The 15,061-nt window shown below is 63.2% G+C and carries 12 protein-coding genes; 8 read left to right on the forward strand and 4 right to left on the reverse strand.

Annotated elements, in window-relative coordinates; genetic code table 11:
- Window positions 1-241 precede the first annotated feature (241 nt).
- From ACVOK8_RS17735 to ACVOK8_RS17745, 3 genes are read left to right on the forward strand one after another with little or no spacing between them, the layout of a single operon-like run.
- Window positions 242-1,582: a sensor histidine kinase gene (locus ACVOK8_RS17735; protein WP_481567974.1), complete on the forward strand. Its 1,341-nt coding sequence runs from the start codon at window positions 242-244 to the stop codon at window positions 1,580-1,582.
- Complete coding sequence (locus ACVOK8_RS17740) at window positions 1,572-2,345, forward strand: LytR/AlgR family response regulator transcription factor (protein WP_481567975.1); 774 nt, start codon at window positions 1,572-1,574, stop codon at window positions 2,343-2,345. Before ACVOK8_RS17735 ends, ACVOK8_RS17740 begins: the two co-directional genes overlap by 11 nt.
- Before the next feature lie 28 nt (window positions 2,346-2,373).
- A complete protein-coding gene (locus tag ACVOK8_RS17745; RefSeq protein ID WP_481567976.1) occupies window positions 2,374-2,703 on the forward strand; it encodes a hypothetical protein in 330 nt (109 codons plus the stop codon).
- Window positions 2,704-2,750: 47 nt separating this feature from the next.
- On the opposite strand, the gene ACVOK8_RS17750 is transcribed toward ACVOK8_RS17745, so the two are convergent.
- Window positions 2,751-3,353, reverse strand: a complete 603-nt coding sequence (locus tag ACVOK8_RS17750; RefSeq protein WP_481567977.1) for a hypothetical protein — start codon at window positions 3,351-3,353, stop codon at window positions 2,751-2,753.
- A 331-nt stretch (window positions 3,354-3,684) separates the two neighbouring features.
- Here ACVOK8_RS17750 and ACVOK8_RS17755 point away from each other — a divergent pair, with 331 nt between their 5' ends.
- Complete coding sequence (locus ACVOK8_RS17755; RefSeq protein WP_481567978.1) at window positions 3,685-4,611, forward strand: oxygenase MpaB family protein; 927 nt, start codon at window positions 3,685-3,687, stop codon at window positions 4,609-4,611.
- Window positions 4,612-4,798: 187 nt separating this feature from the next.
- On the opposite strand, the gene ACVOK8_RS17760 is transcribed toward ACVOK8_RS17755, so the two are convergent.
- Window positions 4,799-6,904, reverse strand: a complete 2,106-nt coding sequence (locus tag ACVOK8_RS17760) for a M13 family metallopeptidase (RefSeq protein WP_481567979.1) — start codon at window positions 6,902-6,904, stop codon at window positions 4,799-4,801.
- Between the two features lie 321 nt (window positions 6,905-7,225).
- On the opposite strand from ACVOK8_RS17760, the gene ACVOK8_RS17765 reads away from it, so the two are divergent.
- Entirely contained in the window at window positions 7,226-10,171 is a 2,946-nt protein-coding gene (locus ACVOK8_RS17765) for a bifunctional diguanylate cyclase/phosphodiesterase (RefSeq protein ID WP_481567980.1), read from the forward strand.
- Here the strand turns inward: ACVOK8_RS17765 and ACVOK8_RS17770 are convergent.
- Entirely contained in the window at window positions 10,163-11,065 is a 903-nt protein-coding gene (locus ACVOK8_RS17770; RefSeq protein ID WP_481567981.1) for a LysR family transcriptional regulator, read from the reverse strand. The two genes, ACVOK8_RS17765 and ACVOK8_RS17770, sit on opposite strands and share 9 nt — an antisense overlap.
- Before the next feature lie 101 nt (window positions 11,066-11,166).
- Here ACVOK8_RS17770 and ACVOK8_RS17775 point away from each other — a divergent pair, with 101 nt between their 5' ends.
- Entirely contained in the window at window positions 11,167-11,961 is a 795-nt protein-coding gene (locus ACVOK8_RS17775) for a DODA-type extradiol aromatic ring-opening family dioxygenase (protein ID WP_481567982.1), read from the forward strand.
- A gap of 207 nt (window positions 11,962-12,168) precedes the next feature.
- Window positions 12,169-13,812 carry a Na+/H+ antiporter gene (locus tag ACVOK8_RS17780; protein ID WP_481567983.1) on the forward strand — a complete coding sequence of 548 codons (1,644 nt, stop codon included), beginning with the start codon at window positions 12,169-12,171 and terminating at the stop codon, window positions 13,810-13,812.
- Window positions 13,813-13,985: 173 nt separating this feature from the next.
- Here the strand turns inward: ACVOK8_RS17780 and ACVOK8_RS17785 are convergent, their stop codons facing one another.
- A complete protein-coding gene (locus ACVOK8_RS17785) occupies window positions 13,986-14,234 on the reverse strand; it encodes a DUF3297 family protein (RefSeq protein WP_481567984.1) in 249 nt (82 codons plus the stop codon).
- Between the two features lie 140 nt (window positions 14,235-14,374).
- On the opposite strand from ACVOK8_RS17785, the gene ACVOK8_RS17790 reads away from it, so the two are divergent.
- Window positions 14,375-14,917 carry a DUF6630 family protein gene (locus ACVOK8_RS17790; protein WP_481514435.1) on the forward strand — a complete coding sequence of 181 codons (543 nt, stop codon included), beginning with the start codon at window positions 14,375-14,377 and terminating at the stop codon, window positions 14,915-14,917.
- The last annotated feature ends 144 nt before the right edge of the window (window positions 14,918-15,061 follow it).

Below are 15,061 nucleotides of genomic sequence, written 5' to 3' on the forward strand. Positions count from 1 at the left end.
CCGCCGCTCGGGGGGCGCCCTGCTACTCGTCCTCTGCACGTGAGCCTCGCTGCCTTGGTGTCCACATTGTCTTTCCGCGCCCCCCCCCGTCCGTCCCCCCGCCCCCCCACTACAGTTCCAGCCGGCTTTTCCATCCCCGCCAATCCGGGTTTGATCGCCGTTTTCCCGGTTTCGTCGCAGGCCGCTTGCAGCTTGGCGGGCGGCGCCTATGCTCACCCCCAATCCCTACGGTGACTGCCCCATGTTCGCCAGCCTCTTTCTCGGTTTCCGCATACTCGCTGCGTGGGCGTTGACGATCCTCGTCGCCGCGTTCCTGTGGAGTGGCCTGTTCAGTGGCATGGATCAGTCACCGGGCTGGATCTTCGGCCTCGCCGCGATGGCGCTGATGATCTTCGCGCTGACGGCTGTGGTCGGCCACATCCGTCGTGTCACCCTGATCGCCGACCGGCTGGATTCGCAGAGTCTTGCCAATCGCCATCGCCGCCAGGTCGAGCTGCCACTGGATGCCCCTACCGCGTTCGCGCTGCTGGAGCAGGTGATCGGGCAGATGCCACGCATCGAGCGCCTGGAGCGCTCGGTTGGCACCTTGCAGCTACGCGCCACACAGCGTCGCGCCGATCCCTATGGCGAGCGTCCGCCATCACGCTGGAACCCGATGGCGCGGCTGGCGATCAAGCACAACCAGATCACCGCCCGCGTGATTCCGGGCGCCGACACCAGCAGTGTCACCCTGTTCTTCGAGCCCGATGCCGGTGCCTGGGTGGACCTGTTGCTGCTCGATGAAGGCAGCAACTACGAGAACGCCGAGGCTGTCACCCATGCGCTCAGCGGCAAGGTCGCCCAGCAGCGCCGCGAAGAGCGCGAGCACGCTGCACGTACCGAGGCCGAGAAGGAGCTCAGCGTCGCCCGCCTCAACCTGTTGCATGCACAGGTTGAGCCGCACTTCCTCTACAACACGCTGGCCAACGCGCAGGTACTGACCCGCAGCGATCCGGCCCGTGCCGAGCAGATGCTTGGGCACCTGATCCAATACCTGCGTAGCTCGCTGCCAGGCATCGACCAATCGGTGTCCACGCTCGGCCAGGAACTGGAACGGGTGCAGGCCTATCTTGAAATCCTGCAGATCCGCATGGGCTCGCGGCTCAGCTTGCAGATCGACGTGCCGGAGCATCTGCACGGCGTCTGCCTGCCCTCGATGTCACTGCAGACCTTGGTTGAAAATGCGATCAAGCATGGCCTGGAGCCCAAGAGCGGTGGCGGTACGGTGTGGATACTGGCGCGGGAGCTGGATGGTCAGCTGACGATCACCGTCGCCGACGACGGCCAAGGCATCAGCACCGACAACAGCGGTACCGGCATCGGCCTGAAGAACCTGCGTGAACGCCTGCGCCTGAGCTGCGGCGAACAGGCCACGCTTGCGCTGGTTTCCAACTTCCCCAGCGGCATGGCGGCAACCATCAGCCTGCCCAAGCGTGTTGCATCGCCGCCGCCGATGGCTGCCGTCGCACCGACAGCAGCGCCGGCAAACAACGCACCGATGCAGACTGCAGTGAACATCCCGGAGTTGCCGCGTGCATCTTGAAGCACTCATCGCCGAAGACGAGCCGCTGCTGCGTCAGGCACTGGTCGCCCAGCTGCAGCGCCTGTGGCCAGAGCTCGATATCGCCGCCGAATGCGAAGACGGTGCCGCCGCATTGGAAGCACTTGAAACGCACAAGCCCGATCTGGCCTTCCTCGACATCCGCATGCCCGGCATCACCGGGCTTGATGTGGCTCGCGCGCTGCAGCAGCTGAGTCCGCAGACCGAGGTGGTGTTCGTCACCGCCTACGATCAATACGCGATCAGCGCGTTCGAGCAGGGCGCGGTGGACTACCTGCTCAAGCCGGTCAGCGATGAGCGCCTGTTGGCAACCCGCCAGCGCGTGTTGGCGCGCAGGCAGAATGGCAATGCTGACCCGGGGGTACTGGAGCGGCTGTTGCAGCAACTGGCAAGGCAGCCTGCCGCGGCGCTGGCAGCACCACCGCTGGCCTGGATTACCGCCAGCAACGGTCGCGAAACCCGCCTGGTGATGCTGGACGAAGTGCTGTATTTCCGTGCCGACAGCAAATACACCGTGGTGGTCACCGCCGAGGAAGAACTGCTGTTGCGCAGCTCACTGCGCGAACTTTCTGCTGCCTTGGATGCCAACAGCTTCCGCCAGATCCACCGCGCCACCATCGTCAACATGAAGGCGGTGGCGGCGGTGAGCCGCGATGACAGCGGCCGCGGCGTATTACGGCTGAAACAGCGCAGTGAAACGCTGGTGGTCAGCCAACCCTTCATGAGTCTGTTCCGCGGCATGTGATGCCGCCCCCGCTTGCCGGAGTATTGCCATGCATTACCTGACAGTTTTGATCGGCAGCCTGCTGTCGATGCTGGGCATCCATGAAACCCCGGGGCAGACCTCGGTGACCCGCATCAGCGGTGAGCAGAGCCTGCTCAGCCGCACCACCGTGGCCAACGGCGTCAGCCGCTTCCAGTGCCTGCAGAGTGATAGTGGTCGCTGCAATTACCTGTTGTACCGCGAGCACTGCAGTGGTGCTGGCGATGCTCAGCTGTGCCGTCGCGAAAGCCTGGGCGATTTTGTTGTCGTGGTCGGCGCCACCCGCCAGTTGAATGGCTTGCCAAGCGGATATTCCCAGCAGGTAACCCTGCAGAAATGAAATCGCCGCGACGAGCGCGGCGATGGGTTTCAGGGAGTGCGACTCGCTTAGAACGCGGGCTGTAGTCGCAAGCCATCGTCACCGATGTGATTGAGCTTGCCGACCAGTTCCGAATGCTGCCGCATGCGTCCCAGTTCACGCATGATGCGCACGTCTTCATGACGCAGCTCGCGGGTGTTGGTGACGGCCTGTTTGTAGTCCAGAACTTCCGGATAGTGCTCGGCCATATCCAGCGCTTCGGCCACCTCGTCCACGCTGTCGGCATCGGAGCTGATCCGGGCGCGGCTGTTGAATGCCTTCATCCAGCGCTCGAAACCGGCGGTGTGGTCGAACATATTGGCCATGAACCAGATCACGAACAGGATCGATACCCATGAGCCAAGCACGATCACCACGCGGGTGAAGGTGATATGGAAGTCATCGCGCCACAGGTAATTGGTGATCAAGCCCAGGATCAGCAGTGACGACGCCTGCCACAGCACGATCGAGGCCATCAGCCACTGGCACTTGGCTTTGGCCAGTACCGACACTTCCTCACGTATCTGCTGATCGCTCAGATTCTTCCAATGATCAACCTGTTTCTCGAACGGGCTGTTGTACAGCTCGTTGTCTTCCAACAACAATCCCAAACCTTTGAACAGTGCGATCATGGTGAGCTCCTTGCAGATACTTGCTGGAACGAGCGACGGATGCAGGTTGAAGCGGTCAGGCAGGCTCAGTTCTAGCACTTTCGTCGTGCTTGGCAATGGGGGCAGTGCGAAGAACTGACCAGCGGTGTTTGCCGCGCCACCCTGACAGCGTGGAAATTTTGCGGTGCGTCATCGTCCAGGCCAAAGGACGTTTGGGTTTTCCTTGAATTCTTTGCTGCATCCGCACATGCGGTATCCGCAGCGGGCGGCGGGCCTTGACGGCGGCTGTACGGGCGCCGGATCGACAGCCCAAGTCAGCCAGCTGCGCAGCTGGACCGGTACGATAGGCGCCATGTCATCCCTGTTCAGCCCTGTCTCTGCCGCCGCCACCGCCCATATCCGTCGCTGGGTGCTGGACGCCTTTCCACGTAACCAGAATGGCGTTGAATACGACACGCCGCTGGGTGATCCGGGCTGGTTCGGGCCGGGCAGCGTTACCTGGCGTATTCATTCCGAGTTCCCTGGCATGTTGGCCGGCGGGCTGTGCGCGCTGATGCTGCAGCTGCTGCACCCGCGCGCGTTGGCCGGTGTCTACGACCACTCCAACTTCCGTGAGGATCTGGTCGGGCGGCTGCGCCGCACCACCAGTTTTGTGGCCGGTACCACTTATGCGCCAGCGGCCGAGGCCGAAAAGCTGGTCGCCAAGGTGCGGCGTATTCACGCGCAGGTAATCGGCACCTTGCCAGATGGCCGTACCTATGCCGCCGGTGATCCGCAGCTGTTGACCTGGGTGCACGTCACCGAAGCGTATGGGTTTCTGGAAGGTTGCCGGCGCTATTGCCGCGAAGTTCCAGCCGCCATTGCTGATCGCTATTACGACGAATACCGGCGCGTGGCCGAAGCCTTGGGCGCGCGCGATGTGCCGGCCAGCGAAGCGCAGGTGCGTGATTACTTCCAGTCGCAGCAATCGCAGCTGAGCATGGATGAGCGCTCGCGAGAGGTGCTTGAGGTGCTCAGTGAAGTGCGTTTGCCGGTGCCGTTGCCGGGCGTGTCGCGCGATGTGTTTCTGGCAGCGGGTGCGGCCTTGTTACCGGAGTGGGCGGCGCAGTTGCTCGGCCGTAGTCGCGGCCAGCAGTTGCAGTCGGTAGTTGCGGCGCGGGTGCTGCGCAGCGTGGCGCCGTTGTTCCGGATTGCCTTGAACGATGGCATTTCGACGCGTGCCTGCAGGCGGGCAGGGCAAGATCCGTCGGTGCTTTTGCGGTGGCCGGACCCGGCGTAGTGCCGAGCCATGCTCGGCAGGGGCGTTACCAGCGAAAAGCTGCCCTCACCCCAACCCCTCTACCGCAGGCGGGAGAGGGGCTAAAGCGGTAGTGCCGAGTATGGCTCGGCACTACCTCCAACTAAACAGCGCACCCCTCCCGAATCCTCCCCTTGGCCGTCGGCCAAAGGGAGGGAGCGCAAAGTCACTACCAGACCTTGACCCGCTTCTCAGGAGCCAGGTACAGCTTCTGCCCTTCCTTGACCTCGAACGCCGGATACCACGCGTCCAGGTTGCGCACGGTCAATGCACGGAACTGGCCCGGTGCATGCACATTGGTCAGCAGCGAGTTGCGCAGCGCCTGCTCACGCGCCTTGCTGCGCCAGGCCTGGGCAAAGCCAAGGAAGAAGCGCTGGTCCGGAGTGAAACCTTCCAGCGTCTGCTCCTGCTTGCCCTGCAATGACAGGCGATAGGCATCGTAGGCGGTGCCGAGACCGGCAACGTCGGCGATGTTTTCGCCCAGCGTCAGGCGGCCGTTGACGCGCACGCCCGGGAACGGCTCATAGCTGTCGAACTGCATCGCCAAAGCATCACCGGCAGCGTTGAACTTCTTCAGGTCGTCCGCCGTCCACCAGTTGTGCAGCTTGCCGGTTTCATCGAACAGCGCGCCGGCATTGTCGAAGCCATGGCTGATTTCATGACCGATCACCGCACCGATGGCGCCGTAGTTGATCGCATCATCGGCGGCACCATCGAAGAACGGCGGCTGCAGGATCGCTGCCGGGAACACCAGGCGGTTTTCCAGCGGCACGTTCATCGCATTGATGGTCTGCGGCAGCATCGCCCATTCGCTGTGGTCGACCGGCTTGCCGAGTTTGGCGATATTGCGCTGGTATTCGAACAGCGAGGCGCGCTGGGCGTTGCCCAGTGCATCGTCCGCCTTCACTTCCAGCGCACTGTAGTCGCGCCACTTGCTCGGGTAGCCCATATCCACCTTGAGCCCGGCAACCTTGGCCTTCGCGTGGGCCTTGGTTTCCGGCGACATCCATTGCAGCGCGTCGATGCGCTTGGCGAAGGCGGCGATGATGTTCTTGGCCATCTCATCGGCGCGTGCCTTGGTGGCGGCATCGAAGTGGCGCTCGACGTAGATCTTGCCAACAGCCTCGCCAACTGCGGTATTGGTTTCGGCCACCGCACGTTTCCAGCGATCACTCTGCTGTGGCGTGCCGCTCATCGCGGTGCCGTGGAAGGCGAAGTGGGCGTCGGCGAATGCCTTGGGCAGATAGGCTGCGGCGTCATCCAACGCGTGGAAGGCCATGTAATCCTTCCACACATCCAACGGTTCACTGCCGACCAGCTTGGACAGACCGGCTACAGCCTTGGGCTGCCAGACGATGAAGTCCTGCTGTGCACCCAGGTTGGCGCCTTCCAGGAATGCTTTCCAATCCATGCCTGGTGCCTTGCCGGTCAGGTCGGCCTGCTTCCAGGCATTTGCGCCCTTCTGCACGTCGTTGGTTTCTTCCTGGGTGGCGTGGGCGCGGGCGATCTTGGTTTCCAGCGCGACGATGCGTGCCGCCTTGGCGGCCGCATCCTTGTCGCCGGACAACTCCAGCAGCTTGGCCACATAGCCTTCATAGGCCTTGCGCAGCTCGGCCATGCGGCCGTCCTGCAGGTAAAAATCGCGGTCCGGCATGCCCAGGCCGCCCTGCACCAGGTAGGGCGCGTTGCGATCGGGCTGCAGCAGATCCACCGACACCCACACGCCGAACAGGTGCGGGGTGTAGAAATTGGTGGCGTTGAGCAGGTCCACGTCGGCCCGCATGCTGGCACCCAAAGCCATGGCCAGGGCGGGCTTGTCGGCAATGCCGGCAATGGCTTGCAGCGCCGGCTGCACCGGCGCGGTACCACGCGCCTCGATGCCCGCTTCGTCCATGAATGCGGCGTAATAATCCCCAATCTTGCGGACTTCGCCGGGGTTGGCTTTGCCGGCTTCTTCCATGATGGTGCGGGTGTCGGCCAATGTTTTCTCTGCGATCACATTGAAGCTGCCATAACTGGAGCGATCCGCTGGTATCTCGGTGCGCTGCACCCATTGCCCATTGGCGAAGTCGTAGAAGTTGTCGCCGGCAGCGACGCTGTGGTCCATGCCGTCGGCATCAAAGCCAAAGCTGCCCAGCTGCGGTTTGGCAGCGGCGGTGGCCGGTGCGGGTGTTGCGCTGGTATCAGCGGCGGGCGCGCTGGCGTCTTTTGCACAGCCGCTGAGAGCAAGTGCGGTGCCGATTGCCAGTACCAGGAAAGAACGTTGCAAAGCCATGACGATATCCAGAGGATGTGTATGACAAGTCTAGACCTCGAACCCCGTTCACAAAGATATTGATTCTGGCACTTGACGGATGTGCACAAGTGCGGGGAATGCGAGAAAATTGGTCACGCACTCTTCACGCCGACGGTGATTGTGCTGCATGCTTGAGCGAACGCGCTGCAGATGGTGTCTGGGGAGACATTGGCAGGGTGGAGTATGTGGTGTTCGCATGCGACCGTTGCAGGTCCCCACCTGCCGGTTCCTAGTTGTAGTGATGCCAGGACCAACATACGCAATGCCAGCTTTCCGCCTACTGATACGTTGGACTCACCGGTGACTCGGACGCCAGCTCATCCATTGCGGGTCATGATCATTGCCGGCGTGGCGGTGGGTTTGCTGTTGGCGGGCGGCATGATCAGCATGTTGTGGAACGACCGCAACAGTCGGCTTGAGGCGGCTCAGCGGCAGTCGGCCGCGCTGGCCAGCGGCAGCAGCCGTCTGTTGCGCGCGCAGTTGGTTACCTGGGAACGCGCGTTGCGCGGCACTGCCAGTGACACCAGGGAGTTCTATCGACAGGTGCCTGATCAGGCGCCTGCATTGTTTGAGGCCAGTCTGCGCGGCGTGCTGGAGCGCAACCAGGACCTTGCCTCCATCACCTTGGTCGATGATCACGGTGTGCCGCTGTCGGCGGGGGTCGGCGATCTCACATTGCAGAGTTGGGTGGTTCCGGAAAACCGCCTGCTCAATGGTGGCCTCTATGTAGGTGCCTTGGAGCAGGCGCCCGACAAGCATTGGTTGCTGCGCGCAGCCTTGCAGGTGCAGCCGGGCCAGTGGTTGTTGACACGGGTTCGGCTGGGAGCGTTCCAGGAGGTGGTCAGTGGCCTGGATCTGGGCCGCGATGGCACTGCCTCCATTGGCAATCGTTACGGTCAGTTGCTGGCCCATAGCCGTGAGCCGGAGCGCTTGATTGGCAGCCCACTGGCGAAGCCGATGCGGGTTCTGCCGCCATCACCGACGGTGTTGAAACGTGGTGTGGTGACAAGTCCTTTTGACGGCCAGCGCCGCATTGCAGCGGTCAGCGTGCCAACAGATTTCCCGTTGAGCCTGTACGCCTCATTGTCCTACCGCGAGGTGATGGCTGGCTGGTATCTGCTGCTGTATGCCTCCATCGGCATCTATCTGCTGTATCTGGCTGGTTTTGCCTACCTGCTGTATCGGGTTGACCGCAGTGCCCGGCACCAACAGCAGCTCAGCGAAGAGTTGCAGGCCGGCAATGCCGAACTGGCGTTGGCACATGAAGTTGGAAAGGTCGGCACTTGGTCCATCCATGGCGAACGACCGATCGTGTATTGGTCGGCGCTGACCCAGCAGATGCTGTCCGTGGCTGGGCGTAGCACCTCGCTGGAAGGATTTCTCGCTCGGGTGCATGAGGAAGACCGCGCCTGGTTGCAGGACATGCTGATGCGCGCGCTGGCCGGCAAGGGCGCCTTGAACGCGATGTTCCGGCTGCGCAGTGGCGACGGTTCGTTGCGCTGGCTGTCGGCGCGCGGTGAGCTGGTCGACGATGCGGGCAACAGCAAGCGCCTGGCCGGTGCGGTGGTCGACATCAGCGAGCGGGTCAGCACCGAGGCGCGCGCGCAGGAGGCGCAGCGTCAGTTCCGGCTGGTGTTCGATCGCAACCCGGCGCCGTTCTGGATCTTCGATCTGATTACCTTGCGCTTCCTGGAAGTGAACCAGGCCGCGATCGATCAATACGGTTATAGCCGCGATGAGTTCCTGGCGATGTCCATCCTCGACATCCGCCCGGCGGCGGAATGGGATGAGATCCGCCAGACCGCCGGCCGCGCCTTGAGTGGTGATCTGCTGGGGCTGCAGGTCAGCACCCATCTGCGCAAGGATGGCAGCACCTTCCATGTGCAGGCGCATTTTGCCAAGCTGGAATTCGCCGGCCGCAACGCCTGCCTGGTGTTGGCTGAAGATGTCAGCCAGCGCCTGCGTTACGAGAACGAACTGGCTTACCGCGCCAGTCACCATGCCGGCACTGGCCTGTTGACCGTGCGTGCACTGTCCGAGCGGCTGGATGCCGGCAGTCTGGGCTACACCATCGCCCATGTGCAGCTGCGTGGCCTGCAGATGATCACCGATACCCTCGGCCGCGATGCCGGTGAAGAGGCGCTGCGCGCGGTGTCGGTGCGGCTGGGAGGCCTGGCTGCCCGCTACGGCCTGCTGGCACACCAGCCGGCCGAAGACTTCGTGCTCGCCATCGAAGGCGAGGGCGATCCGCAGATGGCACTCAATGCCTTGTTGGCGGCGGTGGCCGAGCCCATCCGTGGCCGCGATACCTATCACCAGCTGGAAGCACGCATCGGCGTAGCCAGCTGCCCGCAGGACGGCGAACTGGCCGAGCAGGTGCTGGGCCGCGCCGCACAGGCGGCGCACGCCGCGCGCGAAACCGGCGTTGCCCTGCTGCGCTTCAATACCGGTATGGCGGCGCATTACACCGAGCGGCTGCAGTTGGCCGGGCGCATCCACATGGCCATCGACCGCGGTGAATTCCTGCTGCACTTCCAGCCCATCATGGATGCCTCCGAAGGCAGTCCGGTGGCGCTGGAGGCCTTGCTGCGCTGGCCGCAGGCCGATGGCAGCTTCATCGCGCCGGGCGATTTCATCCAGTTGTGCGAAGACACCGGTCTGATCATCGCGCTTGGCCGCTGGGTGATCCACGCCGCCGCGCGTGCGCAGAAACAATTGTCTGCCGCCGGCTGGCAGCATTTGCCGATCGCGGTGAACGTGTCGGCCGTGCAGCTGTTCAACAGCGATCTGGTCGGCGAGTTCAGCCGTGCCATGCAGGACCACGGCCTGGCCCGTGGTGCGCTGCAGATGGAGCTCACCGAGAGCGTGCTGATGCGCAATCCCACCCAGGCGCTGCAGACCCTGGGCCATCTGCATGCCAATGGCGTGGGCGTGGCACTGGATGATTTTGGTACCGGCTTTTCCAGCATGTCCTACCTGCAGCATCTGCCGCTGGATTCGCTGAAGATCGACCGCGGCTTTGTCAGCGACGTCGAAACCAATCCACGCAACGCCGCCATCTGCCGTGCGTTGCTGTCGTTGGGCCACAGCATGGGCTTGTCGGTGATCGCCGAGGGCGTGGAGACCGAAGGCCAGCGCCGCTGGCTGGCTGCGCATGGCTGCGATCAGGTGCAGGGTTACTTGCTGGGCCGGCCGATGCCGCTTGAGCAGGTGCTGACGATGCTGGCAGACAGCCATTCAGTCTGAGCGAGCGGCGTCTTCGTCCAGGCATTCGACCAGATAGTCGATGAAGCTGCGCACCTTGGGGGCCAGATGGCTGCGGCTGGTATAGACCGCATAGATGCCGATGGCCGGCACTTCCCACTCGGGTAGCACCGGCACCAGGCGGCCATCGGCCAGTGCCTGATCGATGATGAAATCGGGCTGGGCGATGATGCCCATGCCGGCGATGGCGGCTTCACGCAGCACCTCGCCGTTGTTGGCGCGCAGATGTGGCTGCAGCGCGATGCTGACCTCACCGTGTGGCCCTTGCAGCTGCATCGCTTCGCCGGCGGCGGAGTAGGTATAGGACAGGCACTCGTGCGCGGTCAGATCCTGAGGGGTGGCGGGCGTGCCGCGCCGTGCCAGATACGACGGTGCCGCGCACAGACGGACCCGGACCTGGGCCAGGTGCCGTGCGATCAGATTGGGCGCCGGCTGGCGGGTGATGCGGATGGCCAGATCGAAGCCTTCCTCGACCATGTCCACCAGACGGTCGGACAGCTGCAGATCCAGTTCCACCTGCGGGTAACGGGCGCTGTAGGCCGGCAGCAGCGCGCCCAGCCGGGCAATACCGTAACTGACCGGCGCATTGATCCGCAGCCGCCCCGAGGGCTGCAGCGCCTGTGCGCCGACCGAAGCCTCCAGCTCATCGAACTCGGCCAGCAGCTGCACGCAGCGTTGGTAATAGGCGGCGCCAGCGCTGGTCGGGCTGACCCTGCGCGTGGTGCGGTTGAGCAGGCGGGTGGACAGGCGCTTCTCCAGCGCAGCGACCTGGCGGGTGACGGCGGCGGTGGAAATGTCCAGGGCATCGGCGGCAGCGCTGAAGCCATTGCGCTCGACCACCGCGACAAACACCCGCATGGCATCGATGGTGTCCATTGTTTCCGTTTCCGCAATAAAACGTTGCCGTCGAGATTATTTGTTGCCGGCGCCCCAGGCAATAACCTGCCTGCTCCCCAAACCCCGTCAGGGAGCCCACGATGAGCAGCAAGCTGCCTTCCCTCTACATCTCGCATGGTTCACCGATGACCGCCCTGCAGCCGGGGCTGGTTGGCCCGCGCCTGGCCGAACTGGCTGCCGGGATGCAGCGGCCGCGCGCCATCGTGATGGCCTCGGCGCATTGGCTGGGACGTATGCCGCGGGTGTCGGCGGCGGCACAGCCGGAGACCATTCACGACTTTGGCGGCTTCCCCGAGGAGCTCTACCAGCTGCAGTATCCGGCACCGGGCGCGCCGGCGCTGGCTCAGGACGTGGCTCAGCGGCTGGCCGATGCCGGCCTGCAGCCGAGCATCGACCCGCAGCGCGGGCTCGATCATGGCGCCTGGGTGCCGTTGCGCTATCTCTATCCGGAGGCCGACATTCCGGTGTTGCAGGTTTCGATCCAGCCGGGGCTGGGCCCGAAGCATCAGTTTGCGATGGGCCGCGCATTGGCGCCGCTACGTGAGCAGGGCGTGCTGCTGGTCGGCTCGGGCAGCATCACCCACAACCTGCATGACTGGCGCAATTACCAGGACGGCAAGGAAGCGCCTTACGTGCGCCCGTTCATCCAGTGGGTGGAGCAGAAGCTGGAGGCCGATGACGTGCCAGCCCTGTTCGATTATCGCCAGCAGGCGCCGTTCGCGGCGCAGGCGCATCCCACCGATGAACACCTGTTGCCGTTGTACTTCGCGATGGGTGCGGCCGGCAGTGATGAACTTGGTGCGCAGCGGATTGATGCCGGCATCGACATGGGATTCCTGGCAATGGATATCTACCGCTTTGATGGCAAGGCGTGATTGACGGCTGCAGGTGACAGTTCGGCGTGCAGCGCAGGCAGCAGCGCTGCACGCTGAGTTATCTCGCGCTGACATGATGCGATTGCGAGCGACAATCCAGCACATCGATAGCAGCATCGCCTGATTGCTGTGGTAATTTCCCGGTATTCATCCGCCACTGCCAGTGTCGGCAGCCTGCTGTCGTGGTAGTGAATCCGTGGAACGGGCATGCACACGATTGAAGTAGTTCTGGCGATGCTGGTGGCGGTAGTGGCCAGTGGCTATCTGGTAAGAATCCTCCCCTTCTCATTGCCGTTGCCCTTGGTGCAGATCGGCTTGGGCGCGCTGATTGCAGGCGTGTTCAATCGCGGCCATGCGCTTGAGCCGGACATGTTCTTCCTGCTGTTCCTGCCACCGCTGCTGTTCCTGGACGGTTGGCGTATTCCCAAGCAGGGCCTGTTCCGCGACAAGGGCGCGATTCTGGAGTTGGCGTTCGGGCTGGTGGTGTTCACCGTGCTCGGTGCCGGCCTGTTGATCCACTGGATGATTCCATCGATGCCGCTGGCGGTGGCGTTCGCGTTGGCGGCGATCATCTCGCCAACCGATCCGGTGGCGGTCAGCGCGATTGCCTCACGTGTGCCGATTCCCAAGCGGCTGATGCACATCCTGGAAGGCGAGTCGCTGTTGAACGATGCCTCCGGTCTGGTCTGCTTCCGCTTTGCGGTGGCTGCGGTGATGACTGGCTCGTTCTCGCTGGCGCAGGCCTCGCTGACCTTCCTGTGGGTGGCCCTGGCCGGGCTGGCGATTGGCGTGGCGGTGACCTGGAGCGTGTCCACTTTCCAGCGCTGGTTGTGGCGCAGCTTTGGCGAAGAGCCCGGTGCCGCGCTGCTGGTCAACCTGCTGATTCCGTTTGCCGCCTACCTGCTGGCCGAAGAACTGCATGCATCGGGCATCCTCGCCGCGGTCGCCGCCGGCGTGACCATGAGCTATGTGGAGCTGACCGGCCGCATCAGCGGCAGCATGCGCGTCCAGCGCAATGCGGTGTGGAACATGGTGCAGTTCAGCTTCAACGGCATCATCTTCGTGCTGCTGGGCGAACAATTGCCGGGCATTGTCGAGCGCGCGATCCAGACCATGTCGGAGACCGGCCATCACAGCGCGTGGTGGCTGCTGGTCTATGTGTTGGCGATCAATGCCGTGCTGGTGGTGCTGCGCCTGGCTTGGGTATGGCTGTCGCTGCGTTGGAACCTGTTGCGGGCACGAATGCGTGGCGAACAAGAGGCCAGCACGCCATGGCGGGTGGTGCTGGCGATGTCGGTGGCCGGTGTGCGTGGTGCGATCACCTTGGCCGGCGTGCTGACGCTACCGTTGATGGTGCCCGGTGGTGAGCCGTTCCCTGCCCGTGATCTGGTGATTTTCCTGGCCGCTGCGGTGATTCTGGTGTCGTTGGTCGGTGCCAGCCTGATGCTGCCGCGCCTGCTCAAAGGCTTGGAGCTGCCCAAGGATGACGACAGCAGGCGCGAGGAAGACCTTGCCCGCAGGGCTTCATCCAAGGCGGCTTTGGCGGCGGTTGAGAAAGCCCGGCAGGGCTTGGTCGAGGGCCAATCCACCAGCGCCGTGCAATTGCTCAATGATGCCGCGGCACGGGTGAGCCTGCTGTACCAGCGCAATCTGGAGAAAGGTCAGGGCCCTGATGAAGACCCGGAGAAAGTGCGGCGCATGGAGCAGGCGTATCGCAGTCTGCGTACAGCCGGCTTGAATGCCGAGCGCGAGGAGCTGTTCCGTTTGACCCGGCGCGGGCAGGTATCTGATGAGATCGCGCGCAAGATGATCCGTAATCTGGATCTGTTGGAGACCCGGCAGCGGGATTGAGGGTGGTTGCAGGGTTCTTTAGCTAGAAGCTTCCCCTCACCCCAACCCCTCTCCCGTAAACGGGAGAGGGGCTAGTGCACTACGAGCCGCCGCAATCCGAGCCCCTCTCCCGTTTACGGGAGAGGGGTTGGGGTGAGGGGAGGCTCCTGGCTAAAACTGCAGCCTTTAAGCTCTTAAACGTTCTTCAACTCAAGAAAATACGGCTCAACCGTACCCTTGATCTTCAGCGTCATCGGGTTGCCACGGCGGTCACGGGCCTTGCCGGCCTGTACGCGGATCCAGCCTTCCTGCACGGAATACTCTTCCACGTCATCGCGCTCGATGCCGTTGAAACGGACGCCAACACCACGCTGCAGGGCTTCAGCATTGTGGAACGGACTCTGCGGGTTGATCGCCAAATGATCGGGAGGGGTATCGCTCATCGTGATTCTTGGGTGCAGGCCACCGTGGCCGACTTCTGCCGTACAGGATAACCGCTGCGGCCCTCGCTTCGGTTTTTGATGGCTTCCGTTGGCGGCCCGGGAGCGGCAAAATGCGCGCCATTACGTAGTGGAAACCGCCCATGCCTGACAACAGCGCCGATTACGAAGACTCCGACGAACTGCGCCCGGATTTTGACGAAGACGACCATCCGGCGCGGGTCTGGAACCTGCTGTGGCTGATCAATCCGGGTGATGAAGACGCGGCGCTGCAGCAGTTCGATGCCTGGCGCGAAGCGCGCGCCGGTGCCGAGGACGACGCCAGCGATGAGCAATGGCTGTGGGATCTGAAGGACGCCATCGACTGGCGTTCAGGTTTCTATGTGGACTGGAAGGACACCGATTCCTTCGTCGCCGCACTGGACGAAATGGCTGCGCGCTGGAATCTGAACATCGCTTGGGGCGGCGACTTCGATGATGAAGACTTCACCGACGACCTTGACGTACCGATGCTGATGACCACTGCCCATGACCGCCTGCGCGAGCACGGTTACACGGTGTGGAACTGGAACACCGGTGGCGACGCCTATGCCGGCTGGGTGGCACTGAGCCGTGACGACGAAGCGATGCTGGCGCTGTGTTCGTTGCTGGGTGTGGAAGTCCGCCCGGGCAGCGACCCGTTCTAAGCCCCGCAGCAACTGTAGTGCCGAGCCATGCTCGGCAGGGGCTGTACCGATAAGCCAACATGTAGTGCCCACCCAAAAAACGCAGAAACAAAAAAAAAAAAACAAAACCCCCCAAATCTAGGGCCAAAAAGAAAGACATATTTT

The organism is Stenotrophomonas sp. STEN083 (assembly GCF_056759195.1).